General features: G+C 66.6%; 15 protein-coding genes, 1 tRNA gene and 1 pseudogene. 8 read left to right on the top strand and 9 right to left on the bottom strand.

The window, feature by feature from the left end; translation table 11 throughout:
- The 3 genes and pseudogenes from KDB67_RS08110 to KDB67_RS08100 form a co-directional block, all read left to right on the top strand.
- A pseudogene (locus KDB67_RS08110) lies at positions 1–147 on the top strand (serine/threonine protein kinase); the annotation flags it as partial.
- Between the two features lie 4 nt (positions 148–151).
- Positions 152–1,066 (top strand): hypothetical protein, encoded by a 915-nt coding sequence (locus KDB67_RS08105; protein WP_291014609.1) that lies wholly within the window; start codon positions 152–154, stop codon positions 1,064–1,066.
- Between the two features lie 87 nt (positions 1,067–1,153).
- Positions 1,154–2,326 (top strand): LLM class flavin-dependent oxidoreductase, encoded by a 1,173-nt coding sequence (locus KDB67_RS08100; RefSeq protein ID WP_291014606.1) that lies wholly within the window; start codon positions 1,154–1,156, stop codon positions 2,324–2,326.
- Between the two features lie 38 nt (positions 2,327–2,364).
- On the opposite strand, the gene KDB67_RS08095 is transcribed toward KDB67_RS08100, so the two are convergent.
- The 8 genes from KDB67_RS08095 to KDB67_RS08060 all read right to left on the bottom strand — a co-directional run bounded on the left by KDB67_RS08095 (position 2,365) and on the right by KDB67_RS08060 (position 8,677).
- On the bottom strand, positions 2,365–3,918 hold the full coding sequence (locus KDB67_RS08095; protein ID WP_291014603.1) for a YibE/F family protein: 1,554 nt from the start codon (positions 3,916–3,918) through the stop codon (positions 2,365–2,367).
- Between the two features lie 330 nt (positions 3,919–4,248).
- Complete coding sequence (locus KDB67_RS08090) at positions 4,249–4,425, bottom strand: hypothetical protein (protein ID WP_291014601.1); 177 nt, start codon at positions 4,423–4,425, stop codon at positions 4,249–4,251.
- A gap of 196 nt (positions 4,426–4,621) precedes the next feature.
- Positions 4,622–6,046, bottom strand: coding sequence for an aldehyde dehydrogenase family protein (locus KDB67_RS08085; protein ID WP_291014600.1), 1,425 nt, complete (start codon positions 6,044–6,046; stop codon positions 4,622–4,624).
- 68 nt (positions 6,047–6,114) lie between these two features.
- A complete protein-coding gene (locus tag KDB67_RS08080; RefSeq protein ID WP_291014598.1) occupies positions 6,115–6,276 on the bottom strand; it encodes a hypothetical protein in 162 nt (53 codons plus the stop codon).
- Between the two features lie 131 nt (positions 6,277–6,407).
- A complete protein-coding gene (locus tag KDB67_RS08075; RefSeq protein ID WP_291014595.1) occupies positions 6,408–6,620 on the bottom strand; it encodes a hypothetical protein in 213 nt (70 codons plus the stop codon).
- A gap of 103 nt (positions 6,621–6,723) precedes the next feature.
- Positions 6,724–7,269 (bottom strand): GNAT family N-acetyltransferase, encoded by a 546-nt coding sequence (locus KDB67_RS08070; RefSeq protein WP_291014593.1) that lies wholly within the window; start codon positions 7,267–7,269, stop codon positions 6,724–6,726.
- A 41-nt stretch (positions 7,270–7,310) separates the two neighbouring features.
- Positions 7,311–7,387 (bottom strand) — tRNA-Leu (locus KDB67_RS08065).
- An 84-nt stretch (positions 7,388–7,471) separates the two neighbouring features.
- Positions 7,472–8,677, bottom strand: a complete 1,206-nt coding sequence (locus KDB67_RS08060; protein WP_291014591.1) for an FAD/NAD(P)-binding oxidoreductase — start codon at positions 8,675–8,677, stop codon at positions 7,472–7,474.
- A gap of 371 nt (positions 8,678–9,048) precedes the next feature.
- Between KDB67_RS08060 and KDB67_RS08055 the strand changes: the two genes are divergently transcribed.
- The 3 genes from KDB67_RS08055 (at position 9,049) to KDB67_RS08045 (ending at position 12,872) form a co-directional block, all read left to right on the top strand.
- On the top strand, positions 9,049–11,283 hold the full coding sequence (locus KDB67_RS08055) for an MMPL family transporter (protein WP_291014589.1): 2,235 nt from the start codon (positions 9,049–9,051) through the stop codon (positions 11,281–11,283).
- A 13-nt stretch (positions 11,284–11,296) separates the two neighbouring features.
- On the top strand, positions 11,297–11,935 hold the full coding sequence (locus KDB67_RS08050; protein ID WP_291014587.1) for a TetR/AcrR family transcriptional regulator: 639 nt from the start codon (positions 11,297–11,299) through the stop codon (positions 11,933–11,935).
- Positions 11,936–12,005: 70 nt separating this feature from the next.
- Positions 12,006–12,872, top strand: a complete 867-nt coding sequence (locus KDB67_RS08045; protein ID WP_291014584.1) for a Bax inhibitor-1/YccA family protein — start codon at positions 12,006–12,008, stop codon at positions 12,870–12,872.
- Positions 12,873–12,947: 75 nt separating this feature from the next.
- On the opposite strand, the gene KDB67_RS08040 is transcribed toward KDB67_RS08045, so the two are convergent.
- Positions 12,948–14,171 (bottom strand): acetyl-CoA C-acetyltransferase, encoded by a 1,224-nt coding sequence (locus KDB67_RS08040; RefSeq protein ID WP_291014582.1) that lies wholly within the window; start codon positions 14,169–14,171, stop codon positions 12,948–12,950.
- A 139-nt stretch (positions 14,172–14,310) separates the two neighbouring features.
- On the opposite strand from KDB67_RS08040, the gene KDB67_RS08035 reads away from it, so the two are divergent.
- Complete coding sequence (locus KDB67_RS08035) at positions 14,311–15,708, top strand: cystathionine beta-synthase (protein WP_291014579.1); 1,398 nt, start codon at positions 14,311–14,313, stop codon at positions 15,706–15,708.
- A gap of 10 nt (positions 15,709–15,718) precedes the next feature.
- On the top strand, positions 15,719–16,853 hold a 1,135-nt coding region (locus tag KDB67_RS08030), incomplete at its 3' end, for a cystathionine gamma-synthase (protein WP_291014576.1).

The raw sequence follows: 16,853 nt of genomic DNA, 5'->3' as shown, positions 1-16,853 counted from the left end.
TACCTGGCCGCCGGTCCCAAGGGGCAGGCGCGGGTGATCGTCGCGAGCAGTCCGATCACCGGCGACACCTACCGCATGTCCTGTGCCCCGGCAGGGGGGATCGTGGTGTGTCGCGGCGGAAACAACGCCGTCGTTCACATTTACTGAGAGGATGCGAATTCTTCACGGACCGGGTCGTCGCGCCGTGTTGGTGTCGGCCGCGGTGCTGATGACCGCGGGGGCGACGACCGGGTGCGGCGGCGGTGGTGACGGCGTGCTGCCGCCGGTGACGACGTCGACGGTAACGGTGACCGCGACGCCCGTCAGTGCCCCGGTACCGTCGCGGACGCCCACGTCATCAGCCTCGGCGCACCGGACCCTCCTGGTGTCCGCCCTCGAAGGTGCGATCGGGCGTGCCGGTCAGCCGGTCGGCGTCGCGATCGTCCCGGTAGGGAAATCAGAGCCGCTTATCACGGCGGGTGATCAGACACCGATGGTGGCCTGGTCGACCATCAAGGTGCCGCTCGCGGTCGCCTCCGAGCGTGCGGGCGGTCAGTCCGCACCCCAAACCCGGGCGATCGTCGAGTCCGACAACTCCGCGGCCGAAAGTCTTTGGGCTTCAATCGGATCTGATACCGATGCCGCGGCCGCGGTGACCGCGATACTGCGCGAGGCCGGCGACACCACCACCACGGTGCCGAGTGCACAACTGCGCGCTGGATTCACCACCTTCGGCCAGACGACGTGGCCCCTGGCCGCGGCGGCCGCGTTCACCGCCCACCTGCCGTGCATGGCCGGTACCGAGCATGTGCTCGCGCTCATGGGGCAGGTCGCCGGCAATCAACAGTGGGGTGTGGAGGCGATGGCCGCACCGTCATCGACGGCGGTCAAGGGCGGTTGGGGTCCGGGCCCGTTCTCGGGGGAGGTGGTCCGCCAGATCGGCCTGGTCACACACAGTGACGGCACGATGACGGCGATCGCCATGGCCACGCAGGGCGCTTCCCTCGACAGTGGCGTCGCGGCGATCAATGTTGTTGCACAACAACTCGACACGATGATCAGGAAGCTTCCCCGGGGACGGTGCTGACCGCAGTCGCCGGCCCGGATCGTACGTTTACGGTCAGGGCGATTTCAAACCTGGACCGGCGATGGTGTTCGACACAGACTGCCTGGTGTGTCAGCGCATTTTCATTGGTTCCTGCCCACGTACGGTGATTCCCGCAATCTGATGGCCGGCGGCCACGGGAGTCTGATGTCGGGCGATCGTCGGGCGGACCTGCGGTACCTCAAGCAACTCGCTGCCGCAGCCGAGACCAACGGCTTCGAAGCGGTGCTCACCCCCACCGGATTGTGGTGCGAGGATGCCTGGCTGACCACCGCGGCGCTGATCGACGCCACCGAGACGCTGAAGTTCCTGGTCGCCTTCCGGCCCGGACTCACCAGCCCCACGCTCGCCGCTCAAATGGCCGCGAGCTTCCAATGGCACTCGCAGGGAAGGCTTTACGTCAATGTCGTGACCGGCGGTGAGGCCAGTGAACAGCGTGCGTTCGGCGACTTCCTCACCAAGGAGGCCCGCTACGAGCGTGGCGACGAGTTCCTGACCGTCGTGCGCAGGTTGTGGGAGTCCGACGAGCCGGTGAACTTCTCCGGAAGCCATGTGCGGGTGGAGAACGCAGTGCTCGGCCGTCGCCCGGATCCATTGCCGCAGGTATTCTTCGGCGGCTCGTCGCCGGCGGCGGGAACGGTCGCCGCCCGCCATGCCGACACCTACCTGACGTGGGGTGAGAAGCCCGACGCGGTCGCGGAGAAGATCTCGTGGATCTCCGGACTCGCCGAACGCGAACAACGCACGCTCGACTACGGCATCCGGCTGCACGTGATCGCCCGCGAGAGCTCGGAACAGGCGTGGGCCGAAGCCGCCCGGTTGCTGTCCGGGCTCGACCCGCAGACCGTGGCGGCCGCGCAGGCCAATCTGGCGCGGTCCGAGTCCGAGGGCCAGCGCCGCATGCTCGACCTCCACAGCGCGGGAGCCGCCTTCGACAACGACGCCGACCCGCATTCGCTGGAGATCTACCCCAACCTCTGGGCCGGTGTGGGTCTGGTACGTGGCGGTGCGGGCACCGCGCTGGTCGGTTCCTACCGGGAGGTCGCCGAACGGATCGCCGAATACCACGCGCTCGGGCTCGACCACTTCATTCTGTCGGGGTATCCGCACCTGGAGGAGGCGTACCACTTCGGCGAGGGGGTGCGTCCGCAGCTGGCGCGGCTCGGGCTGGTCGAGCAGGACCAGGGTGGTGACGTCGTGCACGGCGCATTCCTGCCGACGCTGCGGGCCGCATCCTCGTAGGACGTCGGCCACATCGGCGTGTCACATCGCCGGCTCGGTCAGTCCGGCCGGGCATGCCTTCCCCCGGCGCGGCGCGGCGCGGGTTCGCGCACCTGGGGTTTATGCATCGGCAGATTGGGCACGGGCAGATTGGGGACGGGCGGATTGGGCACGGGCGGATTGGGCATCGGGCGTTCGCGCACTGGGGGGCCGTAACCCCGGGGTTCGTGCGTCGGGGGTTTGTGCACTGCCGTTTCGTGCGCTGGAAGTTTGTGCTCTGGAGATTCGTGCTCTGGAGATTCGTGCGCTGGAGATTCATGCTCTGCCGGTTCCTGCTTTGCGGCGACTGCACCGGCGGGTGAGGTCAGGGCCGCGGCTATCGCAGTGGTCAACGGCACAGACAGTGCGATCGCGATACCACCGACGAACGAGCGGCCCAACTCCACGGCCACCGCATCGGTGGTGACGAGCGAACCGAACGGCTGCTGCGCCACGGAGAACAGCAGCAACAGCGGTAGTGCGCTGCCCGCGTAGGCGAAGATCAGCGTGTACACGGTGCTGGCGATATGGTCGCGGCCCACCCGCATCGCCGCCCGGAACGTCGCCAGCCGCGACGGCTCACCCGCGGCGGCCAGTTCGAACGCGGCCGACGCCTGGGTGATCGTGACATCATTGAGTACACCGAGCGCCCCGATGATGAAACCGGCCAGCAGCAACCCGCTGATCGAGATGTTGCCCTGGTAGACCTGCAGATTCATCGTCTGGTCGCCGGACAGGCCGGTCAGCTTCATCGTGCTGATCGCCAGCGCCGACAAGGCGCCCGCCACGAACAACGACACCAATGTGCCCAGCAGCGCTGAACTGGTCCGCATGCTGACCCCGTGCGCCAGATACAGCACGACGAACAGGATCGTCGCCGACGACACGATGGCCACCGCCACCGGTGAACTGCCTTCGAGGATCGCGGGCAGGGTGAAGAAGCCGAGCACGGCGAACGCGAAGATCAGCCCCAGAATCGATCGCAGGCCACGCCACGACGCGACCAGTACGATCGCCGCGAAGAACGCGAGCGCCCAGATGATCGTCGGCGTTCCGCGACGGAAGTCGAAGAATCCGTAGCGGACACCGCCGTCGGGAGCCGGGGTGGCCGCGACCTTGATCTTGTCGCCGACATGCAGCGTCGGCTGGCCCGGCTGCGGGTCGTCGAGGGTGCGCTTGTCGACGGCCATGCTGTCGGGGCCCTTACCCGACTGAGCCCGATTGGTCGGGACCTCCAGCAGCGTGAACCTCCCCTTGTACTGCCCCGATGTCAGTTTGACGATGTTCTGGATGCACGGGCCCGCACCCGCGTTCTCCAGCGCGATGTCGGCGGTGTCCTGGACCGTACCGCTCAGGGGGTTGAGACAGTTCGCCCGCTGCTGCTCGAAGATCTCGGCGTCGACGGTGGTGATCGAGCCGCCGTCCGCGGCCCGGAACTGGGTGGGGATCGGATGGTCGCTGTAGGAGGGCCACAGCACGATCGCCCCCGCCGCCACCGTGAGCCCGATCAGGCTAAGCGCACTGATGACGATGTAGCGGGCCAGCGGGGAGAAGTTCGCGGCGATCGCGGACAAATCGTGAGAATGCCCGTGCCCGTGGGAATGTCGGCTCGCATGATCGTGTTCGGAATGGCTGTGTCCGGGTTGACTGTTTCCGGGTCCGCCGGGACGAGAGGGGGTCACGCGGCCACCCTAGAGGATTCCGAACCTGCGTGCGCGGAGCTGGACCGGAGGTGCCGCCCACCTGCGGTGCGGGTGCTGACGCCGACCACACCCGACGAGCTGTCGCCGGCGCTGCGTTCAGCGAGATATTCGAGGCGTTTCAGGAACAATGCAGGACACCGATCCCGCTGCCGGGGTCGGCAGGGGGATCGGTGTCCTGTTGTCGATTCCGGACGGACCTGATCAGCAGATCGAGATGCGGAACTGTCCGATCGGGATGTGGACGCACACGCTGACCGAACCGATCGAGTAGTACGGTGCCTTCTCGACGGGCGCAGCGGATGCGGTCGGGGCAACGGCTCCGGTGATTGCGAAGGCCGCTGCAGCCGTACCCAATCCGACGGCGATTCGTTTCTTCACTGCTACTCCTCGATATCGTTGGTGGCTGCCGGCCACCTTGGCGTACAAGGTGTCAGTGCCATAACTTTTCCCCGCAATCGGGGCTGCGGCCGACTATACCGACCGGGGCCGGTGGTATAAAGCACTCTGGCCAAAACAGTGCACATCCGTAGACAATTCGCCCGTACGGGGGACACATGCCCCGCGGACGTGCCGCTCAGACCGTGTAGCCGAGCAGTGACTTGACCTCGAGGAAGTCGTCGAAGGCGTAGTCGCTCCACTCGCGGCCGTTACCGCTCTGCTTGTAGCCGCCGAACGGTGTGGACGGGTCGGGTCCGGCCCCGTTGATGAAGATCTGTCCGGCCCGGATGCGCGAGGCGACCGAACGCACGGCGTCGGTGTCGTCACCCGACACGTAACCGGCAAGGCCGTACTCGGTGTCGTTGGCGATGGCCACCGCGTCGTCGACGTCGTCGTAGCCGATGATCACCAGGACCGGACCGAAGATCTCGGTGCGAGCGACCTCCATGTTGTTGTCGACGTTCGCGAACACCGTCGGACGCACGTAGTAGCCCTCAGATAATCCGTCGGGCCGTCCGGTGCCGCCGAACGCGACGGTGGCACCGGCGTCGATCCCGGACTGGATGAGAGTCTGGATCTTGTCGAATTGAGCCTGCGACACCACCGGACCCAGGCGCGCACCGCTGTCGGGAGCGCCGACCGTCAGCTTGTCCGCGACTGATTGTGCTGCCTCAATGGCTTCGTCCATGCGTGCCGCAGGAACGAGCATGCGGGTGGGTGCGTTGCAGGACTGTCCCGAATTGGTCATCACCGACAGCACACCGCCTGCGACGTTCTTGGCCAGTGACGCGTCATCGAGAATCACGTTGGGACTCTTGCCGCCGAGTTCCTGCGCGACCCGCTTGACCGTGGGCGCGGCTGCCTTGGCCACCTCGATGCCCGCACGGGTGCTTCCCGTGATCGACACCATGTCGATGTCCGGGTGGCTGGACAATGCTGCGCCCACACCGGGGCCGTCGCCGTTGACCAGATTGAACACACCTGCCGGAAGGCCTGCCGTATCAATGATTTCGGCGAGGATCGCGGCGCTGAACGGGGCCACCTCCGACGGTTTGACCACTATCGTGCAGCCGGTGGCCAATGCGGGCGCGATCTTGCAGGTGAGCTGATTGAGGGGCCAGTTCCACGGGGTGATGAAACCGCACACGCCGATCGGCTCCTTCACCACCCGCGACGTGCCACGATCCTCGGCGAAGGAGAATCCCGGAAGCTGCGCGGCCGCCGTCATCAGATGGGCGAGCCCGATGGGCACCTGAGCGCCCGCGGCGAGCGCATCCGGTGCGCCCATCTCCTCGGTGACCGCGGCTGCCAGATCGCCCATGCGCTTCTGGTATTCGGCGATGATGGCGTTGAGAGCGTCGACGCGCTCGGCCACCGTCGTCCGGCTCCAGTCTGCGAATGCACGGCGGGCCGCGGTGACCGCGATGTCCACGTCCTGCGCGTTGCCGATCGCCACGTGTCCGGCGACCTGCTCGGTGGCCGGGTTGATGACGTCGAGCAGGACGGGATCGGCGGCCTCCACCCACTTACCGTCGATATAGAACTTGGTGATCTCGCGCATGGGTGCTCCTCCGGCGACGTTGACGTGACTAAGCGAATATGTCACCGATCACGCGAGCGCGCAGGTGATCACGCGTGCTTCTTGATGATCTTCTTCACTTCGGCCGCGGTGACGTTCTTGGCGACCTGCTTACCGTTCTTGATCTTGCGGATCGTGAAGAGGTCGTCCTTCTTCGCAGCGGCGACATGGAGCCCGACTTTCTTGGCGGCCTTGTTGAGGTCCTCGATCATGAGCCGGATATTACGGGGCGAAGGTGAACACGCAAGCCGGGATGGACGTAGCGGTGACCTTCGTCCCGGAAAGCGGTTCTGGATGTGGTCCATTGGTCTCCGTGCCACCGGTGATCGTGGCGCCGGTGACCTCAGGCGATGCTGCTGAGGATCGCCACCACCACGCCCGCGATGCTGAGCGCGATCACGGTGGCTCCCGTGCCGATGGCCAGCTGTTTACGGTGATTGGCGAGCGCGTTCACGCACACCCCGACGCACACCAGGATGACCGCGGCGTAGAGCGCGATACCGAGGGTGAGGAGCGCGGCGTCGCCGTCAGCGGCCGCGATGACAGTGGTGGTCACGAGTTGAACGACTCCTGCTGATCGTGTGGACCCTGAACACTCACGGTAGCGGTCCGGATCGCGCGCACGTTCGCGCGGTGCTCCGCAAGTCCGCCGGTCGTCCCTACCGAGTCCTCTCCTGCCACACCGCCCGGTCAAGCCTGTGGACCAGGCAGTCGTCGCCGTCGAATGTCCGCCTCCCGACGATGCGGAATCCGAGCCGCTGATAGAAGCGATGCGCATCGGTGTTCGAGTTCAGCGGATCGATGATGATCGCGACCGTCGACGGGTCGGCAAAGGCGTTGTCGATCACCTCGGTCATCATCGCGGTTCCGTATCCACGGCCCAGCGCGTCCTTCTCGCCGATCCAGATGTCGAGGGCCCGGAGGTTCGGTTCCACCTCGCCCCAGTAGTGGGTCGGTTCGGCGAGCGGATCGATGATCTGCATCGCCCCGATCGGTCGTCCGTCGACCTCCGCGATCAGGTGGTAACTGACGTCGCTCGCCCCGGCGATTTCCTCGGCCCAGTCACTGCCGTCGAAAGCTGTTGTGGCGGTCGGATCATCGGTGCTACATGCGATGACGTGCGGTTCCCGGTCCCACGCCTGGAGCAGCGGCACGTCGTCAAGTGTCGCCGGGCGGAGCATCACGGTCTGCTGTGAAGGACCCATCGGCCCAGCCTACGTCGGCTGGGTCACGTCGTGTGGTGATGTGGTGCCCCCAGTCGGACTCGAACCGACACTTGGCGGATTTTAAGTCCGCTGCCTCTGCCAATTGGGCTATAGGGGCGCACGCCGCGACGCAATGGCCCGGTGGTTCCAAGGCTAGGGCAGCGTCCGAGATCAGGTGATCCCGGGTCGGATCTAGGGCGTGCTAGCCGACCAGGCCGATGCGGGCGGGCGGAATACTCAGTGGCGCAAGCGATTGGTCGAGCTCGTCGCGTAAGTCGAAGCAGTCGGCGTGGTCGCCGAAGCCGACGGCGCCGACCATCTGGAAGCCGTCGTAGACGCGGACGGTGGCGTCGTAGTCATCGAGCGATCCGGTGACCTCTAGGCGGTCGCCCGATTGTGGCCAGCCGATCATCTGGATTCCGACGCCGTACTGCTCGGTCCGGGCTATCGGGATCGGCGGGACGCCGGGCTCGATCTCGAAGCCGAGATCGGCGAGTACCGTCATGGCGACGGCCTTGCCCTGTCCGCGGGCGGTGAGCCAGTGCCCGCAGCGATGGGGCAGACCGGTGATCGGGTGCGGGGTCTGTGCCACGTCGCCCGCCGCGTACACGCCACGCACACTCGTGCGCAGATTCCCATCCGTCCGGATACCCGTTGTGCGAGAGCTGATTTCCGAATACCTCGCCAGCGCGGTGGCCGGTCCGGCGCCGGCCGCGACGATGACGTGGCCGTGGGATGGGGTGTCGAATCCGTTGCCGTCGACGCGGTCGGGGGTGGCGTTGGTGACCGTCGCCTGGGTCAGCAGGTTCACGCCGTGGGCACGGTGCAGGTCGGCGAAGTGATCGGCGAGCGGGGCGGGGAGGCTGTCGCCGAGGATCTGATCAGTGGCCTCGAGCAGGGTGACGGACTTGCCGGCCTGGGCGGCATTTGAGGCGAGTTCGAGGCCGATCAGTCCGCCGCCGACGATGATGAGCCGGTCGTCGTGGCGCATCGCCGACTGGATGGCCACCGCGTCGCGGCGGGTCCGTAGGACGTCGACGCCGGGCCACATCCAGTGCGGGCGCCGCGCGACACCCCCGGTGGCCAGGATCAGCGCATCGTAGGAAACCTCGTCGCGTGTATCGAGGACGACGCTGCGATGGCCCGGGCGTACGGTGACCACGCTGGTGCCGGTGACCACCGTGATGCGTCGATTGGCCCAGAAATCGGCGTCGCCGAGTGCGACCGCCTCCGGGGACAGATCCGCGTCGAGAAGGTCCTTGGAGAGTGACGCCCGATGATAGGGCAACTCCGGTTCGGCCCCGTAAACGGTGATGATGCCGTCAAATCCCTTGGAACGCAAAGTTTCTGCTGCGGTAATGCCGGCGATTCCGGTGCCGACGATCACGACGCGGCGGGGCGCGGTCATCCGGCTACCACCTGGATCCGGACGCCGGGAAAGGACTGGTCGCCGCGCGTAAATGTGGGCGCGGGTAGTTCACGTGAGCTCATCGGTGACCCCCTGAGATCAATGTGCATGTGCCACGTGCCACTCGACAGTAGACGGGACTTTGTACCCTGTCTATACGAACAGCTGTTTCGGGAGGAGCCGTTCGGGGGATGCGCGGTCAGCGGTCAACAGGCTGCGGCGAGTGGTCATATCGGAGCGACAAACGGTCGGTGCCGGCCGCGTCCTGCGGGGGTTGCCACCTGTGGGTTATTGCCGCTAACTTAACGCCGATAACACACAGTCGACAACACATGACGGGGCCGCACCATGACCGACCAGGGGGATACACCATGCCAGAGCGTCTGACGCGTGCGATCATCGCGGCACCGAAGCGGGTGCTGCTGATCGCTTTGGTGCTGTTCATCGGTGCCGGGATATACGGGGTGGGCGCTGCCAAAGACCTGCTCGCCGGGGGATTCAGCGACCCGACCTCCGAATCGGCGGTCGCCGACAAAATGCTCGACCAGCGCTTCGACCGGGGTGGATTGCAGGTCGTCATCAAACTCGACACCGAGCTGGGCACCGATATCTCCACCGATTCGGCCGCCACGGCCGTCGGCAGGCAGATCATCGACGAGCTCAAGACCATCGACTACGTTCAGGACCCGATCCTGTCGATCTGGGACCAGCCGCAACTGGAAGCCGGGCTGCTCAGCACGGACAAGTCCTCGACGCAGATCGTGGTCAACCTGTCCGGCGGCGAGGACCACGCCCCCATACACGCGGAGGAACTCGCCGAACGCCTCACCGGCGAACGGGACGGGATCCGGATCCGGGTCGGCGGTCAGGCGATGGTGTACGCGGAGGTCAACTCCCAATCCGCGCGTGACCTGGCGATCGCCGAGGCCATCGCCATCCCGATCACCTTCATCGTGCTGATCTTCGTGTTCGGTGGGTTGATCGCGGCCTCGCTGCCTGTGGGAATCGGCATCTTCGCCATCGTGCTCACCTTCACCTACCTGCGGCTCGTCGCCCTCTTCACCGATGTGTCGATCTTCGCGCTCAATCTCGCGACGGCGATGGGGCTGGCGCTTGCCATCGACTACACGCTGTTGCTGCTGACCCGATACCGCGAGGAGCTGAGCGCCGGACGCAGCCGGGACGCGGCCATCGTGGCGACGATGGCCACCGCGGGGCGCACCGTGCTGTTCTCGGCCGTCACCGTGGCGCTGGCGCTGGCCGCGCTGGTGATCTTCCCGATGTACTTCCTGCGTTCGTTCGCCTATGCGGGAATCGGCGTCGTGGCCGTCGCACTCGCTGCGGCACTGATCCTCACTCCGGCACTGCTGGCGGTGCTCGGGCCGCGGATCGACAGTCTCGACGTCCGAGGACCGGTGCGCAGGCTCCTGCGCCGCCCTGAACGTCCGGCGGGAACCGGCGCCGAAGGCGCGATCGAGGACACGGTCTGGTATCGCATCGGTCAGTTCGCGATGCGCCGGGCGGTCCTGGTGGTGATCGCGGTCGTCGCGTTGCTGGCGCTTCTCGGCGCACCGTTCCTGTCGATCAAGTTCGGTTTCCCGGACGACCGGGTGCTGCCGGAGTCGGCCACCTCGCACGAGGTGCAGCAGGAGATCCGCGACGGCTACAAGCAGAACCTGTCGGGGGTGTCGACGGTCGTGGTGACCGGCGCCAACGATCCCAACAGCTTCGCGCTGCGCAGCTACAGCCAGGACCTGTCACGGGTCAAGGGCGTCGACGCGGTGACGTCGTCGGCCGGACTGTTCGTCCAGAGCGCGCAGGTGGCCGAGGGGGATGCGGCCGACACCTCCGAGGGCGTCGCGATCGTCACCGTGTCCTCGTCGCTGGAACCGACGAGCGACGAGGCCGCGGAGTTGGTCAGGGCACTGCGCGCCGTCGAGCTTCCCGACGGGATGACCGCACGGGTCACGGGGGTTGCGGCCAACAGCGTCGACACCCTGGACTCGATGTTCGCGCACCTGCCGTACGTGCTGGGCGTGATCGCCGTCGCCACGTTCATCCTGTTGTTCCTGTTCACCGGCTCGGTGGTACTGCCGCTCAAGGCGTTGGTGCTGAACGTGCTGTCGTTGTCGGCGACTTTCGGTGCGATGGTGTTCATTTTCCAGGACGGTCACCTCGGCGGTTTCGGGACCGTCGCGACCGGCCATCTTGTGGACACCATGCCGGTGCTGATGTTCTGCATCGCGTTCGGCCTGTCGATGGACTACGAGGTGTTCCTGCTCGGCCGTATCCGCGAGGAGTTCCTGGCTTCCGACGGCAGTCGGGAGGCCGCAGACCACGCCGTGGCCGTCGGCCTGGCCAAGACCGGCCGCGTGATCACCGCCGCGGCACTGCTGATGAGTATCGTGTTCGCGGCGATGGCGGCCTCGGGCGTGTCGTTCATGCGGATGTTCGGCGTCGGCCTGACCATCGCCGTACTCATGGACGCCACGCTGATCAGGCTGCTGCTGGTGCCGGCGTTCATGCGGCTGATGGGGCGCCTGAATTGGTGGGCACCGGCACCGCTGCGCAAGCTGCACCAGCGGATCGGTCTGGCGGAATCATGACGGTGCGATCCTGATGGTCCGGCGTCGTTCCCCGCGCGGTTCCGGCGACCGGCTCGCCGGCGAGATCGTCGACGCCGCCATCGAATTGCTCATCGACGCCGGTGACGATTCGGCGGTGTCGATCCGGTCGGTCGCGGCCCGCGTCGGCGTAACGCCGCCGTCGATCTATCTGCATTTCGCCGACAAACAGGAACTGCTCGACGCGGTGTGGTCGCGCTACTTCGAGAACATCGACGGCGTGCTTGCGGCCGCGTGCGAGAACGTGGACGATCCGCTCGAGCGGCTGGTGCGGATGGGCGTGGCCTATGTGCGGTTCGCTGTCGGCGCTCCGGCGCTGTACAGGTTGCTCGATGCCAGGACGCCACGGAAGGACCACAGCCCGAAGGGTGACGAGTTGACGGCATCGGCGCCGTTCGTCCGGCTGCACGAGGCGGTCTCGGAACTCGTGGGCAGCGATCCGGATGCCGGGGTCCTCGAGTTCTGGGCTGCCGCACACGGCATCGCGTCGTTGATGATCTGTCGTCCCGATCTGGGGTGGGACGACGACCTGGGCCATGCCGAGCACATGTTCACGGCGTTGTGCCGGGGGATGGGTGGGCGCGGTATGTCACGCTCGTCGGGACGGCGCATCACACGGGATGGTCAAGAGTAGGTAAAGTCGGAACCCTATCCGGCCGTCACACGTTGATCGAGTCAGACGCCCTACCCAGAAGGAGCCTGTGGTGAGAGAGAGTAGTAACCCGGTTATGCGCGGCGTGGTCCGCGATAACCAGACCGGCTTTGCCGGTTTCGGCGCCGGGGCCGCGGGTGCGGCCCAGGGCGCGATGTTCAACCAGCACGGGCAGCAGTACGACCCGTACGCCCAGCAATACCAGCAGCCCACGCAGCCTGCGACGCGCCAGCTCACGGTCGACGACGTGGTCACCAAGACCGCGATCACCCTCGGCGTCCTGACGGTATCGGCCATCGTGTCGTACTTCCTGGTCGACTCCAACGACGCGCTGGCCACCCCGCTGATGGCACTCGGTGCGATCGGTGGTCTGGTGCTGGTACTGATCGCCACCTTCGGCCGCAAGCAGGACAACCCGGCCATCGTGCTCGCGTACGCCGCGTTCGAGGGGCTGTTCGTCGGATCGATCTCGTTCGTCTTCGCCAACTTCGTGGTTTCCGGCGATACGTCGGCGGGAGCGCTGATCGGTCAGGCGGTCCTGGGCACGTTCGGCGTGTTCTTCGGGATGCTGGTGGTGTACAAGGTCGGCGCTATCCGCGTCACGCCGCGGTTCACCCGGATGCTGTTCGCCGGCATGATCGGCGTCTGCGTGCTCATGCTCGGCAATCTCGTCGCGAGCTTCTTCACCGACGGCGGTTTCGGTCTGCGTGACGGCGGCCCGCTGGCCATCATCTTCTCGCTGGTCTGCATCGGCATCGCCGCGTTCAGCTTCCTGCTCGACTTCGACTCCGCCGACCGGCTCATCCGTGCGGGTGCGCCGTCGAAGGCCGCCTGGGGTGTCGCGCTCGGCCTTACCGTCACCCTGGTCTGGCTGTACATCGAGATCCTGCGACTGCTCAGCTACTTCAACTCCGACTAGTCGTCGGTAGAAGCAATCGGCAACCAAAACCGCCCCGGAGATATCTCTCCGGGGCGGTTTTGGTTACTTCGTGGATCAGGAGAGACGTTCGAGAACCATCGCCATGCCCTGGCCGCCGCCGACACACATCGACTCGATGCCGAAGGTCTTGTCGTGGGTCTGCAGGTTGTTGAGCAGGGTGGTGGTGATGCGGGCGCCGGTCATGCCGAACGGGTGACCGATGGCGATCGCACCGCCGGAGACGTTGAGCTTGTCGTGGTCGATGCCCAGTTCGTTGGCCGAACCGAGGACCTGCACGGCGAAGGCTTCGTTGATCTCGACGAGGTCGATGTCCGAGAGCGACATGCCCGAGATGCGCAGCACCTTGCGGATCGCCTCGATCGGGCCCAGACCCATGATCTCGGGCGACAGGCCGGTCGCGGCGGTGGCGACGACGCGGGCCAGCGGGGTCAGGCCCAGTTCCTTGGCCTTGGTGTCGCTCATGATGACCAGCGCGGCGGCACCGTCGTTGAGCGGGCAGGCGTTACCGGCGGTGATGGTGCCGTCGGGCCGGAACACCGGCTTGAGCTGGCTGATCTTGTCGTAGGTGGTGCCGGCGCGCGGTCCGTCGTCGGTGGACACCTGGGTGCCGTCGGGCAGGGTGACCGGGTCGATCTCGCGGGCGAAGAAGCCGGCATTGATGGCGGCCTCGGCGCGGTTCTGGCTCAGCACGCCCCAGCGGTCCTGGTCCTCGCGCGAGATGCCGGTGTAGCTGGCGACGTTCTCGGCGGTCTGGCCCATCGCGATGTAGACGTCGGGGATCAGACCGTCCTCGCGGGGGTCGTGCCAGCTGCCGGCGCCACCCTCGGAGGTCTTCGCGCTGCGCGCGACGGCCTCGTCGAACACGGCGTTCTTGGAGTTGGGGGCGCCGTCGGCACCGCCGGAGATACCGAAGCTGGAGACACTTTCGACACCACCGGAGATCACCACGTCGACCTCACCGGCCTTGATGGCGTGCAGCGCCATGCGGGTGGTCTGCAGCGACGACGAGCAGTAGCGGTTGACGGTGACGCCGGGGATGTGGTCGTAACCGAGTTCGACGGCAATGACGCGGGCGATGTTGTAGCCGCCCTGGCCGCCGGGCTGTCCGATACCCCAGTGGATGTCCTCGATGTCCTTGGGGTCGAGGGAGGGCACCTTGGCGAGCGCCGCGGCCACCATCTGGCGCGAGAGCTCGTCGGGGCGAACGTCTTTCAGAGATCCCTTACCGGCGCGGCCGATGGGGGAACGGGCATGGGCGACAATCACTGCTTCTGGCATGTGAAACACGTTACTTCACGGCCTCGGCGCAATGGTATGCCGCCGACCGCGACCACTCGGCCGGGTGCCTTTTGTGCGGCGCGCGCGGATACCTCGGGTGGGTTTCGGGGTCCGCGGCCGCAAGTGGGACCATGGAGGAATGCGCATCGCGAATCACGTCGTCGACCTGGTGGGCAACACGCCGCTTGTCAAGCTCAACTCGGTGGTCAAACCCGGCTCCGGCCTGGTCGCGGCCAAGGTCGAGTATCTCAATCCCGGCGGCAGCAGCAAGGACCGTATCGCTGTCCGGATGGTGGACGCGGCCGAGGCCTCCGGCGAGCTCAAGCCCGGCGGCACCATCGTCGAGCCGACTTCGGGCAACACCGGTGTCGGCCTGGCCCTCGTCGCGCAGCAGCGCGGCTACAAGTGTGTGTTCGTGTGTCCCGACAAGGTCGGTGAGGACAAGCGCAACGTGCTCAAGGCCTACGGCGCGGAGGTGGTCGTGTGTCCCACGGCCGTGCCGCCGGAGCATCCGGACAGCTACTACAACGTCTCCGACCGGCTGGTCCGCGAGATCGACGGCGCGTGGAAGCCTAACCAGTACGCCAATCCCGCAGGGCCGCAAAGTCATTACGAGACCACCGGCCCGGAGATCTGGCGCGACACCGACGGCAGGGTCACCCACTTCGTGGCGGGTGTGGGCACCGGCGGTACCATCACCGGCACCGGCCGCTACCTCAAGGAGATCTCCGGCGGCAAGGTCAAGGTTGTCGGCGTCGACCCCGAGGGCTCGGTGTACTCAGGCGGCACCGGCCGTCCGTACCTGGTCGAGGGCGTCGGTGAGGATTTCTGGCCGGCCGCCTACGACGCGACGATCCCCGACGAGATCATCGCCGTCTCCGACGCCGACTCGTTCGACATGACCCGGCGCCTGGCCCGTGAGGACGGACTCCTGGTGGGCGGCTCCTGCGGCATGGCGGTGGTCGCCGCGCTGCAGGTGGCCGAACGTGAAGGCCCCGACGCGGTGGTCGTGGTGCTCCTGCCCGACGGTGGTCGCGGCTATATGGCCAAGATCTTCAACGACAAATGGATGAGCAGCTACGGCTTCCTGCGCTCCACCCTCGACGGCAAGGCCACCGGTGAACCGCTGGTGGGCGAGGTGCTGCGGGGAAAGAGCGGCAAGCTGCCCGACCTGGTGCACACCCATCCGTCCGAAACCCTGCGCGATGCCATCGAGATCTTGCGCGAATACGGCGTCTCGCAGATGCCCGTGGTCGGCGCCGAACCCCCGGTGATGGCGGGTGAGGTGGCCGGTGCGGTCACCGAACGCGACCTGCTCAGCGCCGTCTTCGAGGGCCGCGCCAACCTCGCCGACCCGGTGTCGGCGCACATGGGCGAACCATTCCCCCTGATCGGTTCGGGTGAACCGGTCTCCGCCGCGACCAAGGCCTTGAGTGAGTCGGATGCGTTGATGGTGGTCGACGACGGTAAACCCGTCGGCGTCATCACCCGCCACGACCTGCTCGCCTTCGTCAGCACACACCCTTTCGTCGGATAGGACAGCAATCATGAGCCAAGGCTTTTCCACCCGGGCCATCCACGCCGGATACGATCCCGATCCGCTGACCGGCGCTGTCAACGTCCCCATCTACGCGTCGTCGACGTTCGCCCAGGACGGTGTGGGAGGGATGCGCGGCGGGTTCGAGTACGCACGCACCGGCAACCCGACCCGGCGTGCCCTCGAAGCCAACCTCGCCGCTCTCGAAGGCGGTGTGTTCGGCCGGGCCTTCGCCTCGGGGATGGCCGCCACCGACGCCCTGCTGCGCGCCACGCTGCGCCCGGGCGATCACCTGGTCATCCCGAACGACGCCTACGGCGGCACGTTCCGGCTCATCGACAAGGTGTTCACCCAGTGGGGCATCGACTACTCGGTCGCCCCGATCACCGACGCCGACGCCGTGCGCGCCGCCATCACCGACAAGACCAAGCTGGTGTGGATCGAAACCCCCACCAACCCGCTGCTCAACGTCGGTGACATCGCGGTGCTCGCCGAGATCGCGCACGGTGCGGGCGCAAAACTGGTGGTGGACAACACCTTTGCCTCGCCGTACCTCCAGCAGCCGCTGGCGCTGGGGGCCGACGTGGTGCTGCATTCGACCACCAAGTACCTCGGTGGGCACTCCGATGTGGTCGGCGGTGCGCTGATCACCGACGACGAACAACTCGACACAGACATCGCCTTCCTGCAGAACGGTGCCGGTGCGGTACCGGGACCGTTCGGCGGCTACCTCACGCTGCGCGGCATCAAGACGCTCGCCGTCCGCATGGACCGGCACAGCGACAACGCCGAACGCGTCGTCGAATACCTGGCCGGACATTCGAAGATCGAGAAGGTGCTCTACCCGGGTCTGGCCGATCATCCGGGCCACGCCGTCGCGGCCAAGCAGATGAGCCGCTACGGCGGCATGGTGTCGGTGCTGGTCAACGGCGGATTGGAGGCGGCGCAGGACTTCTGTGCCCGCACCGAGGTGTTCACCCTGGCCGAGTCGCTCGGCGGCATCGAGTCGCTGATCGAGCATCCGGGCGCGATGACGCACGCCTCGACGGCCGGTTCGCTGCTGGAGGTTCCCGACAACCTCGTCCGCCTCTCGGTGGGCATCGAGGACATCGACGACCTCCTCGGCGACCTGGAGAAAGCGCTGC

This window comes from Gordonia sp. (in: high G+C Gram-positive bacteria), assembly GCF_020438995.1.
Lineage (GTDB): Bacteria > Actinomycetota > Actinomycetes > Mycobacteriales > Mycobacteriaceae > Gordonia.
Note: the sequence above shows the minus strand (reverse complement) of the source record. Positions and strands in the feature narration are given on the sequence as shown.